Source organism: Xanthomonas sp. GW (assembly GCF_014236815.1).
Classification (GTDB): domain Bacteria; phylum Pseudomonadota; class Gammaproteobacteria; order Xanthomonadales; family Xanthomonadaceae; genus Xanthomonas_A.
Window position 1 is genome coordinate 2,166,614 of the sequence record NZ_CP051189.1, and the last position, 15,504, is coordinate 2,182,117.

Below are 15,504 nucleotides of genomic sequence, written 5' to 3' on the forward strand. Positions count from 1 at the left end.
GGGACTCACGGCAAGAGGAGCAGGCCGAGCGCGGCGAACACGCCGACGTACAGGGCCAGACGGAACAGCGGTGGATGCCAGGCGTAGCGATACAGCCCGGCGCGGCCGGCGAGCGCATCCACCGCCCAGGCGGCGAACAGCAGCGCCACCGCCAGCACCAGCAGGCCGGGCACGTACACGCCGGCGATCGAGATTTCAGCGGGCAGCGCCATCGGCGGCTCCTGGCGAGGTGGGTGCGGGCGCATGCCCGGCGGCGAGGGCGGCGAGCACCGAATCGGCATCGAGCAGCGCGCCGCGCAGCAGGTGCAGGTGCTCGCGGGTGCGCTTCCAGCGCAGCGGCACCGCGTCGTCGCGACGGCTCGCCGCCAGCGCCGTATCGATGCGCTGCAGCGCAAGCCGATGCCGTTCGGGCGAAGGCGCCAGATACAGCTCGGCCAGCGCCTGCACCGCAGCGTCCACCTCGTTGGACAGTGCGGCAGGCAACTCGCCTTCGGCGGCGTCGCGGCGCAATTCGACCAGGGTGCGCCCGGTCTCGTGCACCGACAGCGCCCAGCCCAACAGGTCGCGCAGCTCGTCGCTGCCCGGCGGGGTATGCGCGACGATCTGCTGGAACAGATCGCGGTTGACGCTTTCCAGGCGCAAATGCAGACCGGGCAGCGGCGCGCGTGCGGCCAGCGTGGTCTGCCGGCGCAGCTGTTCCAGCAGGCGCTGGCGATGCCAGCGCGTGCCGATCACCGGCGGCACGAACACGAACGCCACGCTCACCGCCAGCGTGCCCAGCAACAGCGGCACCACGCTATTGAAGGTGGCGACGGCGTTGAAGCTCGGCGTCGGCTGCACCGCCAGGATCGAGACGAAGGCCAGATTGGTGCCGGTGGCGAAGCCGAACAGCGCCGGCTTGGAGGCCAGGTACAGGGTCAGCAGCAGGAACGGCGCGGTACCGGCGACGAACAGGCCGTAGCCATCCATCTGCGGCAGCACCAGCAACTGGCAGACCGCGCCCAGCGCGGCGCCGAACACGAAGCCCTTGAACAGCGAGCGCGCCGCCGCCGGCGCGTTGGCGCTGGACGACAGGATCGCGCTCAACGCCACCGCCTGGAAAACCGCGGTGGCGCCGCTGATCCAGCCGGCCTGGATCCACAGCCAGCACATCGCCGCCACCAGCAGTGCGCTGCGCAGCGCGGTCAGCGCTGCGGCCGCGTAGTCGTTGCCGCGCAGGAACACCGCGGTATCGCCGCCGGCCTGCGGCGTGCGCCACTGCTGCGGGGCGACCAGCGCGGCCTCGGCGGCGACGTAGTCGTGCAGCTCGCCGAAGAAGCGCCGCAGCAGCGACACGCCGGTATCGAAATCCTCATGGCGCGCGCTTGGCAGGGCGTCGCGCACTGCGGCGGCGCGCGGCGCCAGCGCGTCGCGGCATTCGGCCAGCCGCCGCGCGGTCTCGGCGGTGCGCTCGCGGCCGCCGCGTTCGCTCAGCGCCGCCTTCAGTGGGCGGTACAGGCCGATCAGCGCCTCGGCGACATCGCCTTCGGCCTGGCGCAGCAGGCGGTTGATGTAGTGGTGCAGCGACTGGAAGCTGGTGGACACCGCCATGAAGCGCTGGTTGAGCAGGCGCAGGCGGCCGCTGCGCACGCGCGCCTCCGGGTCTTCGAACACCACCGAACTGCGCAGGTCCTCGATCTCCACCGCGTCGCGGACGAAGCGCAGGTGCGCCTGTTCCATCGATGCGCGCGACAACTGGCCGCCGGTGGCGTCGCGGACGAAATCCAGGAAGCCGTCGTAGGCGCGGCGCACGGTGTCGCGCAGGGTCTGGCGCAGGCGGCTCGGGAACACCACGTCGCTGATCACGCCGGTCACCAGCAGCCCGAGCAGCACCTCGGTGACGCGCGCGGTGACCAGCGCGAACACGTTCTGCGGCTGGTTCACCGCCGGCAGCGCGATCAGCGCCACGGTGTAGCCGGACAGCACGAACGCGTACGCCTTGAAGTTGCGGTACAGCAGCGCGCCGCCGGTGCACAGGCCGATCCAGATCGCCAGCACCAGCACGAACAACACTGGTTCCTGCGGGAACAGCGCCACCATCGCCAGCGCGGCGACGCTGCCGATCAGCGTGCCCAGCACGCGATAGAAGCCCTTCGCGAACACCATGCCGGTCTGCCGGTGCATCACCACCACCACCGTGATCATCGCGGTCATCGGCGAGGACAGGTCCAGGCGCAGCGCAATCCAGCCGGCCAGGTAGATCGACAGCAGCGTGCGCAGCACGAACAGCCAGGCCTCGCCTTCGCCGCGCAGGGCGTCGGCCAGCACGGTGCGCAACCGCGGCTGGGCTACCGCGGTTGCGTTGGCTGCGACATCGGCGCCGCGCGCGCTCATGCGTCGCCTTCCACGCTGCGCAGCAGTTGCTTCAGCAAGATTTCCAACTGCGCCAGTTCGGCGCTTTGCAGATGCTGCGTGTAACCGCGCAGCTGGGCGAATACGTCGGGCATGAACGCGGCGATCAGGCGTTCGCCCTCGGCGGTCAGGCGCAGCAGCAACATGCGCCGGTCCTCGGCGCTGGGGGTGCGCTGGATCAGGCCCTTGTCGACCAGGTGGCTGGTCAGGCGGGTGATGTTGGCCGACTTCTCGCTGGCCGCGTCGCTCAGCTGCGATGGGTTCAAGGTCCCGTCCGGGCTGGCGTCGATCATCATCAGCACGTTGTATTCGGAGTAGTTCAGGCCGTAGGCGCGCAGCATGTCGTTGCCCTGATCCAGGATCAGCTTGTGCAATAGCTTTATCAGGCGCACCACCATGGCCGCGTCACGAGGAAACCCCGGATGCTTTTGACCGGTGACGTCTAGGCGCTGTTCGGTGGCAGCGAAGCGGCTCATGACTGGCTAGGCATTTCGTACATATGTATATATTACATTTATGTATTAAATGCGCGGTAATGGCGGCTGAACGCGTGCTGAGAGGCACGGCGCTCTGAGTCAGGGATTTGGGGCGACGGCAGCGGTCGTGAAGCGACCCTAAGATGCGGTCGGCTTGCCAGCACAGCGGTTGTGGGGCCTGGCCGAAGCGCCGATCGACGGACACGGCATCGCTGCCCTAAGTCATAGCGGGCGTACGAAGTGAAGGCGGGACCGCGCCTTGTCGGCGCAGTGGGATGCGGCTAGCGCAGGACGCCGTCCAGGCCAGGGGCGGGCGTGAGCATGTTGCGCGTATCGATCTCGAACGTGCGCTGCTTCTTCTCTTCCGGGGTGGCGTCGATGCTGCCCTTGAGCGTGTAATCGAGGCTGCGGCGGCCGGCCAGGGCATCGGCGACGGCGATGCGTGCGGCCGAACTCGGGCGCAGCGCGACGCTGACCACGTCCGCGGTTTCCGGTCCGATCGAGATTCCGGGCGCGAGCTGAAGGGTCCCGGCGGCTTCGCCGCCCACGCCCAGGTCCAGGCGCACGCGGTCGTAACGCATCGGGATGCTGCTGTAGTTCTGCAGGCGCAACTCCACCTTCCAACTGCCGTCCATGTTGACGGTGAGCTGCTGCAGGCTGGCCGCGGGGTCGGACACGCGCCGCACCATGCCATCGCCGCAGGCGGCCAGCAGTGCAGTGCACAACACGAGCAAGCCGAAGCGAAGCCGCTGACGCATGACCGGATTCCAGGACGTGAAGACCGACGAAGAATACTACGGCGCCCAGGGACCCAGCGTGGCCAGCGCTGGCTGCCGTCGCGCGCCGCCAGCAGCGAACCGCCAGCCGCGACACCCTGGTGGCGCGGTTTCTCTGGAAGCCACGCCGTCTCCAGCCCGGCATTGCGGCAGGCGCGCTCGTTGCTTAAGTGCTTCGCCATCCGCTGTCCCGGCGCTTCGACACGCTCAGGTGCTTCGATATGCTCAGGTGCTTCGATATGCTCAGGTGCTTCGACACGCTTAGGTGCGGCGCCGCTCCAATGCGACCGCGGCCCGTCATCCGCTGCACTACTGCCTTGCAGGTCCGCAGGTCGGCGGCGCTCGCGGCTTTCGGGCGAAGGCGTTCGCGGCCAGTCTCGCGGCAGGGCCGGCTGGCCGGTCACCCGGATCGGACGCACTACGGCAGTGTCATCGCTCCAACAGCGGACACCCCGGACCGGACCGCGTCGCGGTGTCCTCGGCGGCCTGGCCTATGACCATCACCAGCGGCATCCGTGCCCGTGCATAGGCCAGGCGCCGAGGACGCCCTCAGCATGCGCGACGGCGGAATCCGGCGCAGTCGGCGTGGGCCGCGTCGTCCGGTAGGAAAATTCCGAAATGCCGCACTTGCCCAATCCCGAGCGCATCGCTATGATGCGCGTCCCCGCACCGGTCCTGCCGCGTTGCGCAGTGGCCGAGTAGCTCAGTTGGTAGAGCAGGGGATTGAAAATCCCCGTGTCGGCGGTTCGATTCCGTCCTCGGCCACCATTCCATGAAAGGCTTGCAGAAATGCAGGCCTTTTTCTTTGCGCTGCCATGTCCCGCGCGGCGCGATGACGGGCGTATCGCCGGGGAGGTCGCGCCCGGGTAGCACGCGGGTCCGCGATGCCGAACGCCTGCGACGGGCCAGACGAGCGCGGCATTGTGTGCCGACTTCCGCATTGGAGCTGGCCTATTCATGCTAGACCGTGCGGCAGTGGTCGCGTTTACGCTCGTAGACAAGTGCGCAAATTCTCAGGTTTCCCGTGATGTAGCGCTCAACTATGTAGAGCCGATGTCGTAATCATGGGTACATGGTTAATCTGGGAGTGGGCCAATGCACAAGGAATTGACATGGCTATGTGTACTGGCCCTTGCGTTGGCGGTGGCTGGTGGCGCCAGCGCCGCGCCGACGCCTGACAAGCTGGATGCCTCCTACCAGCGCGGCCACGATCCAGGCGCGCCGTATATCGAACAGGTCGGCTCCGAGTGCGTGATGGTCAACGTGTACCTGGAGCAGCGCGACGGTGTCGCCCAGCAAGTCGTTCTGCGCGAGCCGGTGGAATGCAGCAGCGGCAGCCAAGGCCAGGACCTTGCCGTGGCCGACCTTTCGCCTTAGCGCGTCGGCTTGGCACGCGGGAGGCTTGCGTCTCCAAGCGTTGCCGTCGCAGCGGGTGGCACCTGTTTCGCCAGGCGTAGCGTAGTCGGGTGCGCCGTGTTGCATGCGCTGCCGCCGCGCTTCGCGCAGACTACGTGATTCGTCCATTTCTTGCTTGCGTGACGCTGTCCTGCCGCCGCGGCGCGGACCATCGCGTGTGGTGTCGTCATGGCATGCCGCCGCAATGGCGGTTCGTCGCAGGCCTGCGCGAAGGCTGCGCTTTACATCGCAGCGTCGCTCCTGCATAAGGCTGGTCTTCTCCTTTTTGCTGGATCGCTCGCATGCGTCTTCCATCGATCGCGATGCTACTGGCATGCCTGCTGTGCCTGGCGCTGCCGGCACGGGCCGCGCGACCGGTGACGTCGGTCGCCGAGTTCGATCTCGGTCGCTATGCCGGGCAGTGGCACGAAATTGCGCACCTGCCGGTGTCGTTCCAGAAGAAATGCGTCGCGGACATCACCGCCGCCTACGTGCTGCGCGACGACGGGCTGATCGGCGTGCGCAACGCCTGCCGCACCGGCAAGGGCGACCTGCTTGCCGCCGAAGGCGTGGCGCGGCGGGTGGCCGGTCATCCCGGCCGGCTGCAGGTGCGGTTCGCGCCGGATTGGCTGGCCTGGGTGCCGCTGGTCTGGGCCGACTACTGGGTGATCGCGCTGGATCCGGATTACCAGTGGGTGCTGATCGGCGAGCCGGATCGCAAGTATCTGTGGGTGCTGTCGCGTTCGCCGCGGATGCCGCGCGCGCTGTTCGAGCAGGTCAAGGCCAGGGCAGTGGCGATGGGCTACGATCTGGATCCGTTGTTGGTCGTCGCGCCGCTGGATTGAGCGGCCTGTCGGTCTGGGCGCAAGAGCCGCACGGCGCCGCTAGCCGGCGAAGCAGGCGCGGGCCGCATCCAGCAGCCGCGCGCTGGCGCCGTCCCGCAGCAGCTGCCGCGGCGTATGCCCGCCGAGCTGCGCGTGGCTGCCGCTGAGCCACTGCGACAGCGCGGCGCGGTCGCCGCCGCAACCGTTGCAGACGATGCAGATCGTCTCGCCGATATCGAGCAGATGCTCGTTGCGCAACGTTGCCAACGTGTCCGCATCGCGCGCCAGCCAGTCGAGCACGCGTTGCGCGTCCTCGGTGGAGCCGTAGCTGGCGCCGTCGATCAGGGACAGCGTGTCGATCGAGCGCGACAGCCGGCCGGCCTTGTCGCGCTCGGCGCGACGCATGCCTTGCAGCACCGCCTTGACGCGTTGTTCGTTTGAGGCTGGCTGCGACATGGCAATGCACTGGCGGTGAGTAGCGGCCGACAGGTGTACAGCAGTCATTCTGTACGCAGCGTCACTTCGCCGTCGGCAAGCCTCGCGCGCAGGCGGTCGCCCGGCGCGACCTGCGCGGTCGAGCGCACCAGGGTGCCGTCGTCGACCCGGGTCAGGATCGCGTAGCCGCGCGTCACCGTGGCCAACGGGCTGACCGTCTCCAGCGCGCGGGCCAGCGCGCGCAGGCGTTGCGCATCGGCCTGCAGCTGCCGCGCCATCGCCGCCTGCGGGCGCCGGCCGAGCGCGAGCAGGCGCTCGTGCAGTGCGGCCAGTCGCCGTTGCGGCTGGGCTGCGCGCAATACCGCGGCGGCGTGGCGCAGGCGCGCGCCGCGGCGTTCGTGCTGTTGCCGCCACAACGCCAGCAAGCGGCGCGCGGCATCCTGCTGGCGCCGCTTCAGCATGTGCAGTTGCGCCTGCGGGCTCTGCGCCTGCAGCCGCAGCAAGGCGCGATCGGCGCGCTGCATCGCCTGGCGCCGGCGGTGCTGCTGCCACTGCAGCAGCCGTGCGTGCTGGCCGCGCAGGCGTGCGGCGAGGTCGCGCTGGTCGGGGGCGAGCAGCTCCGCGGCCACCGACGGCGTCGGCGCGCGCAGATCGGCGGCGAAGTCGGCCAGGGTCACGTCGGTTTCGTGGCCGACCGCCGACACCACCGGCGTGGCCGCGGCGGCGATTGCCCGCGCCAGGCGTTCGTCGTTGAACGCCCACAGGTCTTCCAGCGAGCCGCCGCCGCGGGTCAGCAGGATCGCGTCGTAGCGGCCACTGGCATCGGCGCGCTGCAGCAGCGAGGTCAATTGCGCGGCGGCGCTGTCGCCCTGCACCAGGCTCGGCAGGATGTCCACCTGCAACAACGGCAGGCGCCGGCCGAGCACGCTCAGCACGTCACGCACCGCCGCGCCGCTGGGCGAGGTGATCACCGCCAGGCGGCGCACGAAGGCGGGCAGGGCACGTTTGCGCTCGCTGGCGAACAGGCCCTCGGCGGCGAGCCTGGCCTTGAGTTCCTCGAACGCGCGGCGCAGCGCGCCTTCGCCGGCTTCCTCCAGGTGATCGAGTACCAGTTGGTAGTCGCCGCGCGCCTCGTACAGGGTCAGCCGGCCGCGCGCGAGCACGCGCAGGCCTTCGCGCGGAACGAACTTCAGCCATTGGCTCTTCGGCTTGAACATCGCGCAGCGCACCTGCGCGCGCGCGTCCTTCAAGGTGAAGTACAGATGGCCGGACGAAGGCCGGGTGACGTTGCCCAGCTCGCCTTCCACCCAGGCCAGCGGGAACGCGCTTTCCAGCAGGTCGCGCGCCAGCGTGTTGAGCTGGCTCGGGCTGAGGATCTGGTCGTCGCGATCGGGCATGCGGGCGCTGCGTGGGCGTGCGGGGCGCCTATCCTCGCACGTCGCCGTGAGCGGCCGGTCGCGGCACTGCGGCCTCGCCCGTGGACGCTCGGTCCGCATGCTGCGCCAGCGCCCACTGCACGTGGTCGCGCACCAGCGGCGAGGCATGCTGCGCGCGCGCGCCGAGCGCGGCCAGCACCTGTGGCGTGGTCGGTGCGTTGCCCAGCGCCACCGCCAGGTTGCGCAGCCAGCGCTCGTGGCCGCTGCGGCGGATCGCGCTGCCTTCGGTGCGGCGCAGGAACTCGTCTTCGTCCCAGGCGAACAGCTGCGCCAGCGTGGCCCGGTCGAGATCGTTGCGCGCGCGGAAATCGGGTTCGTCGCTGCGCTTGGCGAACTTGTTCCAGGGGCACACCAGCTGACAGTCGTCGCAGCCGAAGATGCGGTTGCCGATCGCCGGGCGCAGCTCTTCGGGGATCGCGCCGTCGTGCTCGATGGTCAGGTAGGCGATGCAGCGGCGCGCGTCCAGCCGGTACGGGGCGACGATCGCCTGGGTCGGGCACACGTCGATGCAGCGCGTGCAGGTGCCGCAGTGTGCGCTGGCCGGCGGATCGATCGGCAGCGGCAGGTCGACGTAGATTTCGCCGAGGAAGAACCAGGAGCCGCCGTTGCGGTCGATCAGGCAGGTGTGCTTGCCGATCCAGCCCAGTCCGGCGTCGCGCGCCAGGGCGCGCTCCAGCACCGGCGCCGAATCGACGAAGACGCGATGGCCGAATGGGCCGATCTCGGCCTGGATGCGCTCGGCCAGTTTCTGCAGGCGGTTGCGCATCAGCTTGTGGTAGTCGCGACCCAGTGCGTAGCGGGCGACGTAGGCGCGCTCGCCATCGTGCAGCGTGTCCCAGGCCGAATCGTCGTCGTTGCGTCCGTAGTCCAGGCCGACCGAGATCACCCGCAGCGTGCCTGGAATCAATTCGGCCGGACGCGCGCGCTTGTCGCCATGCTGCGCCATCCACTGCATCGTGCCGTACAGGCCTTGCGCCAGCCAGTCGCGCAGATGCGCTTCGTCCTGTTGCAGCTCGATCCCGGCGATGCCGCAGCGCTGGAAGCCGAACTCGCGCGACAACGCGCGGATGCGCGCGGCAACGGTGTGGGGATCGGCGGGGGCAATGCTGCTGGACATGACGCAAGTATAGAATCTCGCGCATGTCCGACTCGTTCGATCTCTACGACACCGCCGCAGCGCGGCGCATCGATGCGCAGGCCACGGCCTTGCTCGGCGGCGACGGCTACACGCTGATGCAGCGTGCAGGCCAGGCCGCCTGGCAGGCGCTGCTGCAGCATTGGCCGCAGGCGCAGCGCGTCCTGGTGGCCTGCGGCACCGGCAACAACGGCGGCGATGGGTACGTGCTGGCGCGGCTCGCGCATTGCGCCGGACGCCGCGTGCGGGTGCTGCATCTGCCTGGGCGCGGGCCGCAATCGGCGTTGGCGCAACGCGCCTGCACCGATTACATCGGCGTCGGCGGCCGGATCGAGGTGTTCGATGCGGCATTGGACCCGGCCGACGTGGTCGTCGATGCGCTGCTTGGCATCGGCCTCAATCGCGCGCCCGACGCTGAACTGGCCGCGCTGCTCGGCGCGCTCGCCGGGCTCGGTGCGCCGGTATTGGCGCTGGATGTGCCCAGCGGCGTGGATGCCGAACACGGCACCGTGCAGGGTGCGGCGTTGCCGGCAACGCTGACCGTGCAATTCATTGTCGCCCATGCCGGCTTGCATACCGGGGCGGCGCTGAACCATGTCGGCGCTACCGCGCTGGCGCCGCTGGAGGTGCCGGCCGCCGCGTTCGACGGCTGCGCGGCGCAGGCGCAGGCCTGGACCGGCGCGGCGCTGGCCGCGCGCCTGGCACCGCGTCGGCGCGACAGCCACAAGGGTGATTCCGGGCATGTCCTGTGCATCGGCGGCAATCTCGGCAGCGGCGGTGCGGTCATGCTCGCTGCCGAATCGGCGTTGCGCAGCGGCGCCGGCCTGGTCAGCGTGGCGACCCGCGCCGCGCATGTCGCGCCGCTGCTGGCGCGTTGTCCGGAGGCGATGACGCACGCGGTCGAGGACGGCGCGGCGCTGGCACCGCTGTTGCGCAGGGCGAGCGTGGTCGCGCTGGGCCCCGGGCTGGGCCAGGACGAATGGGCGCAAGGCCTGTGGCGGCTGGCACTGGCTGCCGAGCTGCCGTTGGTGATCGACGCCGATGCGCTGAACCTGTTGGCGCAGGCGCCGCGGGCGTTGCCGGATGCAGTGCTGACCCCGCACCCGGGCGAGGCCGGGCGCCTGCTCGGCATCGCCACCGCCGAAGTGCAGCGCGACCGCTTCGCCGCCGCCGCGGCGCTGGCCGAGCGCTACCAGGCGGTGGTGGTGTTGAAAGGCGCCGGCAGCATCGTCGCCGCGCCGGGGCGGGTCCCGCGCGTCATCGCCGCCGGCAATCCGGGCATGGCGGTCGGCGGCATGGGCGATCTGCTGACCGGGGTGATCGCGGCGCTGCGCGCGCAAGGCCTGGCCGCCTTCGAAGCGGCCAGCGTCGGCGCGTTGCTGCATGCGGCTGCAGGCGATCGCGCCGCCGCCGCCGGCCAGCGCGGCCTGCTGCCGTCCGACCTGCTGCCGGCGCTGCGCCACCTGGCCAATCCGGACGCGAACCGATGATGCGGCTGCAACTGCAAGACAGCGACGCCACCGAGCGCCTCGGCCAGGTTCTGGCCGCCACGCGCCCGGCGCAGGCGATGGTGCATCTGCGCGGCGATCTCGGCGCCGGCAAGTCGACCCTGGCGCGGGCCTTGCTGCGCGCGCTGGGCGTGCAGGGCGCGATTCGCAGTCCGACCTACACCTTGGTCGAGCGCTATCCGCTGGCCGATGGCGAGGCCTGGCACCTGGACCTGTATCGGATCGGTGCCGCCGGCGAACTGGATTTCCTCGGGCTGGACGAGGCATCGGCGACCCTGTGGCTGGTGGAATGGCCGGAACGCGGCGGCGATGTGCTGCCGCCTGCCGACCTGATCGTGGCCCTGGCACTGCACGACGACGGACGCGCCGTGCAACTGCAGGCCGGCACCGCGGTCGGCGCGGCCTGGTTGTCGCGGATGGCGGAACGGGACGACTTGCAGGGTTTTTCTGCCGGCTGACACTAGGAAGTGCGGGCAGGTTATGGATTATTAAGGGAAAACCGCTTGTGTTTATGTCCGCGGGATGCTTGAATCGCCTCCATGCGCCTGGGGACCCGTTTTTTCGCCTGTTCCGCCATCGCCGCAGGCTGGTGCCTAGCGGCGCAATCGGCGTTTGCCGGTCAGGTCCAGGCGGTCTCGGTTGGTAATGGCGCCACCGGCACGCGTGCCGAGATCCGGCTGCAGGGCAGTGGCGGCTTCACCACGCTGACCCTGGCCAACCCCAACCGGTTGGTCGTCGACCTGCCCGAATCCTCCGCTGCGCAGGGCTTGAAGCTGCCTGCGGGCAACGGCGTGGTCACGGCCGTGCGTACCGGTCATCCGGTCCCCGGCACCTTGCGCATCGTGTTCGACCTGAGCAGCCCGGTGGTGGCGTTCAAGCCGCAGATGCAGACCGTGGCCAGCAGTTCGGTGCTGGTGATCGAGTGGCCGGGCGATGCGGCGTCGGCGAAGCCGGTGGCCAATGCAGGCAATGGCGTGGCGACGCCCGCGCCGACGGCCTCCGCGGCGCCCACCACAGTAGCGGTCGAACCCAAGCCGACGCCCGATCCGCGCCTGGAAGCGGCGCGCGCGACGGCGGCCCTGACCTCGTCGGTGGTGCAACGCGCAGCGCCGCCGCCGACACCGGTACAGCAGGCACCCATACAGCAGGCACCGACGACGGCCGCGGCGACTCGCCCGGGCGTCGTGCCGGCGCCGGCTGCTGCACCCGGCACCTCCGTTGCCGCGATGGCGCCGACCGCATCTGCATCCGCGTCGGTCGGCGCCGCCGTGCCGGCGCAGCAGGGCGCCGTCGCCACAGCGCCGATGTCCGACCGGCCCGACGCGGCCAGCACCGACGATGTGGCCGTCGCCGCCGCCGCCGAGGCGCGCCCGGTGATGCCGAGCGCGCCGTCGCGGGTGGCGATGAAGCCGGGCATGCGGCCGTTGATCGTGGCCATCGATCCCGGCCATGGCGGCCAGGATCCCGGCGCGATGGGGCCGACCGGCAAGCGCGAGAAGGACGTGACCCTGGCGATCGGCCGCGAACTGGCGCGGCAGATCAACGCTACGCCGGGCATGAAGGCCTACATGACCCGCGATACCGACGTGTTCATCCCGCTGCCGATGCGCGCGCAGAAGGCGCGCGCGGCCAAGGCCGACATCTTCATCTCGATCCACGCCGACGCCGCCGAGAACCGCAGCGCGACCGGTTCCTCGGTCTACGTGCTGTCGACCAAGGGCGCCTCCTCGCAGCGCGCGCGCTGGCTGGCGGACAAGGAAAACGCGGCCGACCTGGTCGGTGGCGTGCGCCTGCAGAAGACCGACAGCACCCTGGCCAGCGTGTTGCTGGACCTGGCCCAGAGCGGGCACATGAAGGCCTCCGAAGACGCCGCCGGGCACGTGCTGGGCGGACTCAAGCGGATCGGCAACAACCACAAGCCGGAACTGGAGCGGGCCAACTTCGCGGTGCTGCGCACCTCGGACATGCCGGCGATGCTGGTCGAAACCGCCTTCATCTCCAATCCGGACGAAGAGCGCCGGCTGACCGATCCGGGTTACCAGCGGCGCCTGGCCGGCGCGGTGCTGGACGGCGTCAATACGTTCTTTACCCGCCAGCCGCCGCCGGGCACGCTGTTCGCCGCGCGCGCGCAGGCCGAGGCGGAAGCGGCCAGCACCGTGGCTGGCGGCAGCCGCTGAGGCGCTCGGCTATCATCGCCGGCTGATCCCGATGGCGGCGTCCGCGCCGTGAGCCGTGCCGATGTCCCGTAACAGTTTCTGTTCTGCCTTCTCCGAGTCCGGCGCGATCGCGCGTTGGCCGCGTTGCGCGTGCGCGCCGCAGTGTGGGAGGGAGCCGGCATGAGCATTCGCCAATTGCCCGAGATCCTGATCAACCAGATCGCCGCGGGCGAAGTGGTCGAGCGCCCGGCCTCGGTGGTCAAGGAACTGGTCGAGAACGCGCTGGATGCCGGTGCGCGCCGCGTCGACATCGACCTGGAAGAAGGCGGCGTGCGCCTGATCCGGATCCGCGACGACGGCGGCGGCATCCCGCCCGAGGAACTGCCGCTGGCGGTATCGCGGCACGCCACCAGCAAGATCGCCTCGCTCGACGACCTGGAATCGGTCGGCACGCTCGGCTTCCGTGGCGAAGCGCTGCCGTCGATTGCCTCGGTCAGCCGCTTCACCCTGTCCTCGCGCCGCCCCGGCGACGAGCACGGCGCCGCGCTGCAGGTCGATGGCGGCAAGGTCGGGCAGGTGCAGCCGCGCGCGCAGGCGCCGGGCACCACGGTCGAGGTGCGTGAGCTGTTTTACAACGTGCCGGCGCGGCGCAAGTTCCTGCGCGCCGAGCGCACCGAACTCGGTCACATCGAGGAATGGCTGCGTTCGCTGGCGCTGGCGCGCCCGGACGTGGAACTGCGTGTGTCGCACAACGGCAAGCCGTCGCGGCGCTACAAGCCGGGCGACCTGTATTCGGATGCGCGGCTGGGCGAGACCCTGGGCGAGGATTTCGCGCGGCAGGCGCTGCGCGTGGACCACAGCGGCGCCGGGCTGCGCCTGCACGGCTGGATCGCGCAGCCGCACTATTCGCGCGCCAGCGCCGACCAGCAGTACCTGTACGTCAACGGCCGCTCGGTGCGCGACCGCAGCGTCGCGCATGCGGTGAAGATGGCCTACGGCGACGTGCTGTTCCATGGCCGCCAGCCCGCGTACGTGCTGTTCCTGGAGCTGGAGCCGTCGCGGGTCGACGTCAACGTGCACCCGGCCAAGCACGAGGTGCGCTTCCGCGATGCGCGGCTGATCCACGACTTCGTCTATCGCACGCTGCAGGACGCGCTGGCGCAGACCCGCGCCGGCAGCACGCCGACCGCGGGCGATGCCGCGCAGGCGGCGCCGCTGGCGTATGCAGGCGGCGCGTTGTCGTCCGGCAACCCGAGCGGCGGTGGTTCGGGCGGCCAGGGCTACGGTGCGCAATGGCGCCCGGCGCAGTCGCCGCTCGGCCTGCGCGTCAACGAGGCGCCGGCCGCCTACGCCGCGCTGTACGCCGCGCCGGCAGGCGCCGCCGATGCCGCGGCGGGGATGCCGCTGCTCGCACAGGACGCAGCCGGCGGCCTGCCGGCGACCTCGCCCGACAGTGGCGTGCCGCCGCTCGGCTATGCGATCGCACAGTTGCACGGCATCTACATCCTGGCCGAGAACGCCGAAGGCCTGATCGTGGTGGACATGCACGCCGCGCACGAGCGCATCGGCTACGAGCGGCTGAAGAACGCGCACGACGGCATCGGCCTGCATGCGCAACCGCTGCTGGTGCCGATCACCCTGGCGGTGGGCGAGCGCGACGCCGACACCGCCGAACGCGAGGCGGAGACGCTGGCCGCGCTCGGCTTCGAGATCACCCGCAGCGGCCCGCAATCGCTGCACGTGCGCAGCATCCCGGCGTTGCTGGCGCAGGCCGAGCCGGAAGCCTTGCTGCGCGACGTGCTGACCGACCTGCGCGAACACGGCCACAGCCGCCGCGTCGCCGGCGCGCGCGACGAACTGCTGTCGACGATGGCCTGCCACGGCGCGGTGCGCGCCAACCGGCGCCTCACCGTGCCGGAAATGAACGCGCTGCTGCGCGACATGGAAGCCACCGAGCGCTCCGGGCAATGCAATCATGGGCGCCCGACCTGGGCGCGGTTCACGCTGGGCGAGATCGATCGTTGGTTCTTACGGGGGCGCTGATGGGCAAGCGGGGAAGGGCGGCGGCGCTGCTGGCAGCGCTGCTCGCGTTGGGCGCATGCGGCAAGCAGGCACCGGCACCGGCCGCGCCGGCGGTCGCCGACAAGGCGTTCCTGGCCGAGCAGCAGCGTTGGCGCGAACAGCGCAAGCAGGAACTGCAGGCCGCCGACGGCTGGACCAGCCTGGTCGGCCTGCACTGGCTGGAACTGAAGGAGCACTACATCGGCAGCGGCCCCGGCAGCGGCATCCGCCTGGCGGTCGGACCGGCGCGGATGGCGTTGGTGTCGCGGGTGGGCGCGCAGGTGTTCCTGACCCCGGAACCCGGCGCGGCGCTGAGCATGGACGGCAAGCCGCTGCAGCGGCGCACGCGCGTGTACAGCGACCACGACGCGACGCCGAGCGTGATCGACTTCGACGGCGGCAAGGGCAAGCTGAGCCTGATCGAGCGCGGCGGCCGCTACGCGCTGCGGGTCAAGCACGCCGATGCGCCGACCCGGCTCGGCTTCGCCGGGTTGAACGATTGGCCGCCAGCCGAATCCTGGCGCATCCGCGGCCGTTTCGTGCCCAACGCGCCGGGCAAGACCCTGCCGATCGTCGACATCATCGGCGTCACCACCGAATCGCCCAATGCTGGCGCGCTGGAGTTCGAGCGCGACGGCAAGCGCTTCCGCCTGGAAGCGATCGGCGAACCCGGACGCCCGCTGTTCGTGGTGTTCGCCGACCGCACCAGCGGCCGCGGCAGCTATCCGGCCGGACGCTTCCTGGACGTGCCGGCGCCGAACGCCGACGGCAGCGTGGTGCTGGATTTCAATCGCGCCTACAACCCGCCGTGCGCGTTCACCCCGTTCGCGACCTGTCCGCTGCCGCCGCCGGAGAACCGGCTGGACCTGGCGGTGGAAGCCGGCGAGAAGACCTATGCCGCCGCACATTGA

At 70.5% G+C, this 15,504-nt stretch carries 14 protein-coding genes and 1 tRNA gene; 8 read left to right on the top strand and 7 right to left on the bottom strand.

Annotated features, from left to right (window positions below; all coding sequences use genetic code 11):
- Positions 1-5: 5 nt before the first annotated feature.
- The 4 genes from HEP73_RS09070 to HEP73_RS09085 form a co-directional block, all read right to left on the bottom strand.
- Positions 6-212 (bottom strand): DUF1656 domain-containing protein, encoded by a 207-nt coding sequence (locus tag HEP73_RS09070; protein WP_179565340.1) that lies wholly within the window; start codon positions 210-212, stop codon positions 6-8.
- Positions 196-2,373, bottom strand: coding sequence for an FUSC family protein (locus tag HEP73_RS09075; protein WP_185822931.1), 2,178 nt, complete (start codon positions 2,371-2,373; stop codon positions 196-198). The genes HEP73_RS09070 and HEP73_RS09075 overlap by 17 nt, the downstream gene beginning before the upstream one ends.
- A complete protein-coding gene (locus HEP73_RS09080) occupies positions 2,370-2,867 on the bottom strand; it encodes a MarR family winged helix-turn-helix transcriptional regulator (RefSeq protein ID WP_185822932.1) in 498 nt (165 codons plus the stop codon). The genes HEP73_RS09075 and HEP73_RS09080 overlap by 4 nt, the downstream gene beginning before the upstream one ends.
- Positions 2,868-3,148: 281 nt before the next feature.
- Complete coding sequence (locus HEP73_RS09085) at positions 3,149-3,625, bottom strand: LEA/WHy family protein (RefSeq protein WP_185816079.1); 477 nt, start codon at positions 3,623-3,625, stop codon at positions 3,149-3,151.
- A gap of 710 nt (positions 3,626-4,335) precedes the next feature.
- Here HEP73_RS09085 and HEP73_RS09090 point away from each other — a divergent pair.
- The 3 genes from HEP73_RS09090 (at position 4,336) to HEP73_RS09100 (ending at position 5,883) form a co-directional block, all read left to right on the top strand.
- A tRNA-Phe gene (locus tag HEP73_RS09090) sits at positions 4,336-4,411 on the top strand.
- 327 nt (positions 4,412-4,738) lie between these two features.
- Positions 4,739-5,020: a hypothetical protein gene (locus HEP73_RS09095; protein WP_255423727.1), complete on the top strand. Its 282-nt coding sequence runs from the start codon at positions 4,739-4,741 to the stop codon at positions 5,018-5,020.
- Positions 5,021-5,340: 320 nt separating this feature from the next.
- Positions 5,341-5,883, top strand: coding sequence for a lipocalin family protein (locus tag HEP73_RS09100; protein WP_185822933.1), 543 nt, complete (start codon positions 5,341-5,343; stop codon positions 5,881-5,883).
- A gap of 39 nt (positions 5,884-5,922) precedes the next feature.
- On the opposite strand, the gene HEP73_RS09105 is transcribed toward HEP73_RS09100, so the two are convergent.
- The 3 genes from HEP73_RS09105 to queG are packed head-to-tail and all read right to left on the bottom strand — an operon-like array spanning position 5,923 to position 8,850.
- Complete coding sequence (locus HEP73_RS09105) at positions 5,923-6,318, bottom strand: hypothetical protein (protein ID WP_185822934.1); 396 nt, start codon at positions 6,316-6,318, stop codon at positions 5,923-5,925.
- A 44-nt stretch (positions 6,319-6,362) separates the two neighbouring features.
- Positions 6,363-7,694, bottom strand: a complete 1,332-nt coding sequence (gene xseA, locus HEP73_RS09110; RefSeq protein WP_185822935.1) for an exodeoxyribonuclease VII large subunit — start codon at positions 7,692-7,694, stop codon at positions 6,363-6,365.
- Between the two features lie 28 nt (positions 7,695-7,722).
- Positions 7,723-8,850 (bottom strand): tRNA epoxyqueuosine(34) reductase QueG, encoded by a 1,128-nt coding sequence (gene queG / locus HEP73_RS09115; protein ID WP_185822936.1) that lies wholly within the window; start codon positions 8,848-8,850, stop codon positions 7,723-7,725.
- A gap of 23 nt (positions 8,851-8,873) precedes the next feature.
- On the opposite strand from queG, the gene HEP73_RS09120 reads away from it, so the two are divergent.
- The 5 genes from HEP73_RS09120 to HEP73_RS09140 all read left to right on the top strand — a co-directional run bounded on the left by HEP73_RS09120 (position 8,874) and on the right by HEP73_RS09140 (position 15,504).
- Positions 8,874-10,358: an NAD(P)H-hydrate dehydratase gene (locus HEP73_RS09120; protein ID WP_185822937.1), complete on the top strand. Its 1,485-nt coding sequence runs from the start codon at positions 8,874-8,876 to the stop codon at positions 10,356-10,358.
- The gene (tsaE, locus tag HEP73_RS09125; protein ID WP_185822938.1) at positions 10,355-10,834 is read left to right on the top strand and encodes a tRNA (adenosine(37)-N6)-threonylcarbamoyltransferase complex ATPase subunit type 1 TsaE; all 480 of its coding nucleotides are present in this window, start codon (positions 10,355-10,357) and stop codon (positions 10,832-10,834) included. The genes HEP73_RS09120 and tsaE overlap by 4 nt, the downstream gene beginning before the upstream one ends.
- A gap of 81 nt (positions 10,835-10,915) precedes the next feature.
- Complete coding sequence (locus HEP73_RS09130) at positions 10,916-12,553, top strand: N-acetylmuramoyl-L-alanine amidase (RefSeq protein ID WP_185822939.1); 1,638 nt, start codon at positions 10,916-10,918, stop codon at positions 12,551-12,553.
- Positions 12,554-12,712: 159 nt separating this feature from the next.
- Positions 12,713-14,575, top strand: a complete 1,863-nt coding sequence (gene mutL, locus HEP73_RS09135; RefSeq protein ID WP_185822940.1) for a DNA mismatch repair endonuclease MutL — start codon at positions 12,713-12,715, stop codon at positions 14,573-14,575.
- A complete protein-coding gene (locus HEP73_RS09140; RefSeq protein WP_185822941.1) occupies positions 14,575-15,504 on the top strand; it encodes a DUF1684 domain-containing protein in 930 nt (309 codons plus the stop codon). Before mutL ends, HEP73_RS09140 begins: the two co-directional genes overlap by 1 nt.

Bases quoted from the DNA above. Each gene is read 5' to 3' on its own strand.
- xseA (WP_185822935.1), bottom strand. From the start codon at position 7,694: ATGCCCGATCGCGACGACCAGATCCTCAGCCCGAGCCAGCTCAACACG.
- tsaE (WP_185822938.1), top strand. From the start codon at position 10,355: ATGATGCGGCTGCAACTGCAAGACAGCGACGCCACCGAGCGCCTCGGC.
- HEP73_RS09105 (WP_185822934.1), bottom strand. From the start codon at position 6,318: ATGTCGCAGCCAGCCTCAAACGAACAACGCGTCAAGGCGGTGCTGCAA.
- HEP73_RS09100 (WP_185822933.1), top strand. From the start codon at position 5,341: ATGCGTCTTCCATCGATCGCGATGCTACTGGCATGCCTGCTGTGCCTG.
- HEP73_RS09095 (WP_255423727.1), top strand. From the start codon at position 4,739: ATGCACAAGGAATTGACATGGCTATGTGTACTGGCCCTTGCGTTGGCG.
- HEP73_RS09140 (WP_185822941.1), top strand. From the start codon at position 14,575: ATGGGCAAGCGGGGAAGGGCGGCGGCGCTGCTGGCAGCGCTGCTCGCG.
- queG (WP_185822936.1), bottom strand. From the start codon at position 8,850: ATGTCCAGCAGCATTGCCCCCGCCGATCCCCACACCGTTGCCGCGCGC.
- HEP73_RS09120 (WP_185822937.1), top strand. From the start codon at position 8,874: ATGTCCGACTCGTTCGATCTCTACGACACCGCCGCAGCGCGGCGCATC.
- HEP73_RS09075 (WP_185822931.1), bottom strand. From the start codon at position 2,373: ATGAGCGCGCGCGGCGCCGATGTCGCAGCCAACGCAACCGCGGTAGCC.
- HEP73_RS09130 (WP_185822939.1), top strand. From the start codon at position 10,916: ATGCGCCTGGGGACCCGTTTTTTCGCCTGTTCCGCCATCGCCGCAGGC.
- HEP73_RS09085 (WP_185816079.1), bottom strand. From the start codon at position 3,625: ATGCGTCAGCGGCTTCGCTTCGGCTTGCTCGTGTTGTGCACTGCACTG.
- mutL (WP_185822940.1), top strand. From the start codon at position 12,713: ATGAGCATTCGCCAATTGCCCGAGATCCTGATCAACCAGATCGCCGCG.
- HEP73_RS09080 (WP_185822932.1), bottom strand. From the start codon at position 2,867: ATGAGCCGCTTCGCTGCCACCGAACAGCGCCTAGACGTCACCGGTCAA.
- HEP73_RS09070 (WP_179565340.1), bottom strand. From the start codon at position 212: ATGGCGCTGCCCGCTGAAATCTCGATCGCCGGCGTGTACGTGCCCGGC.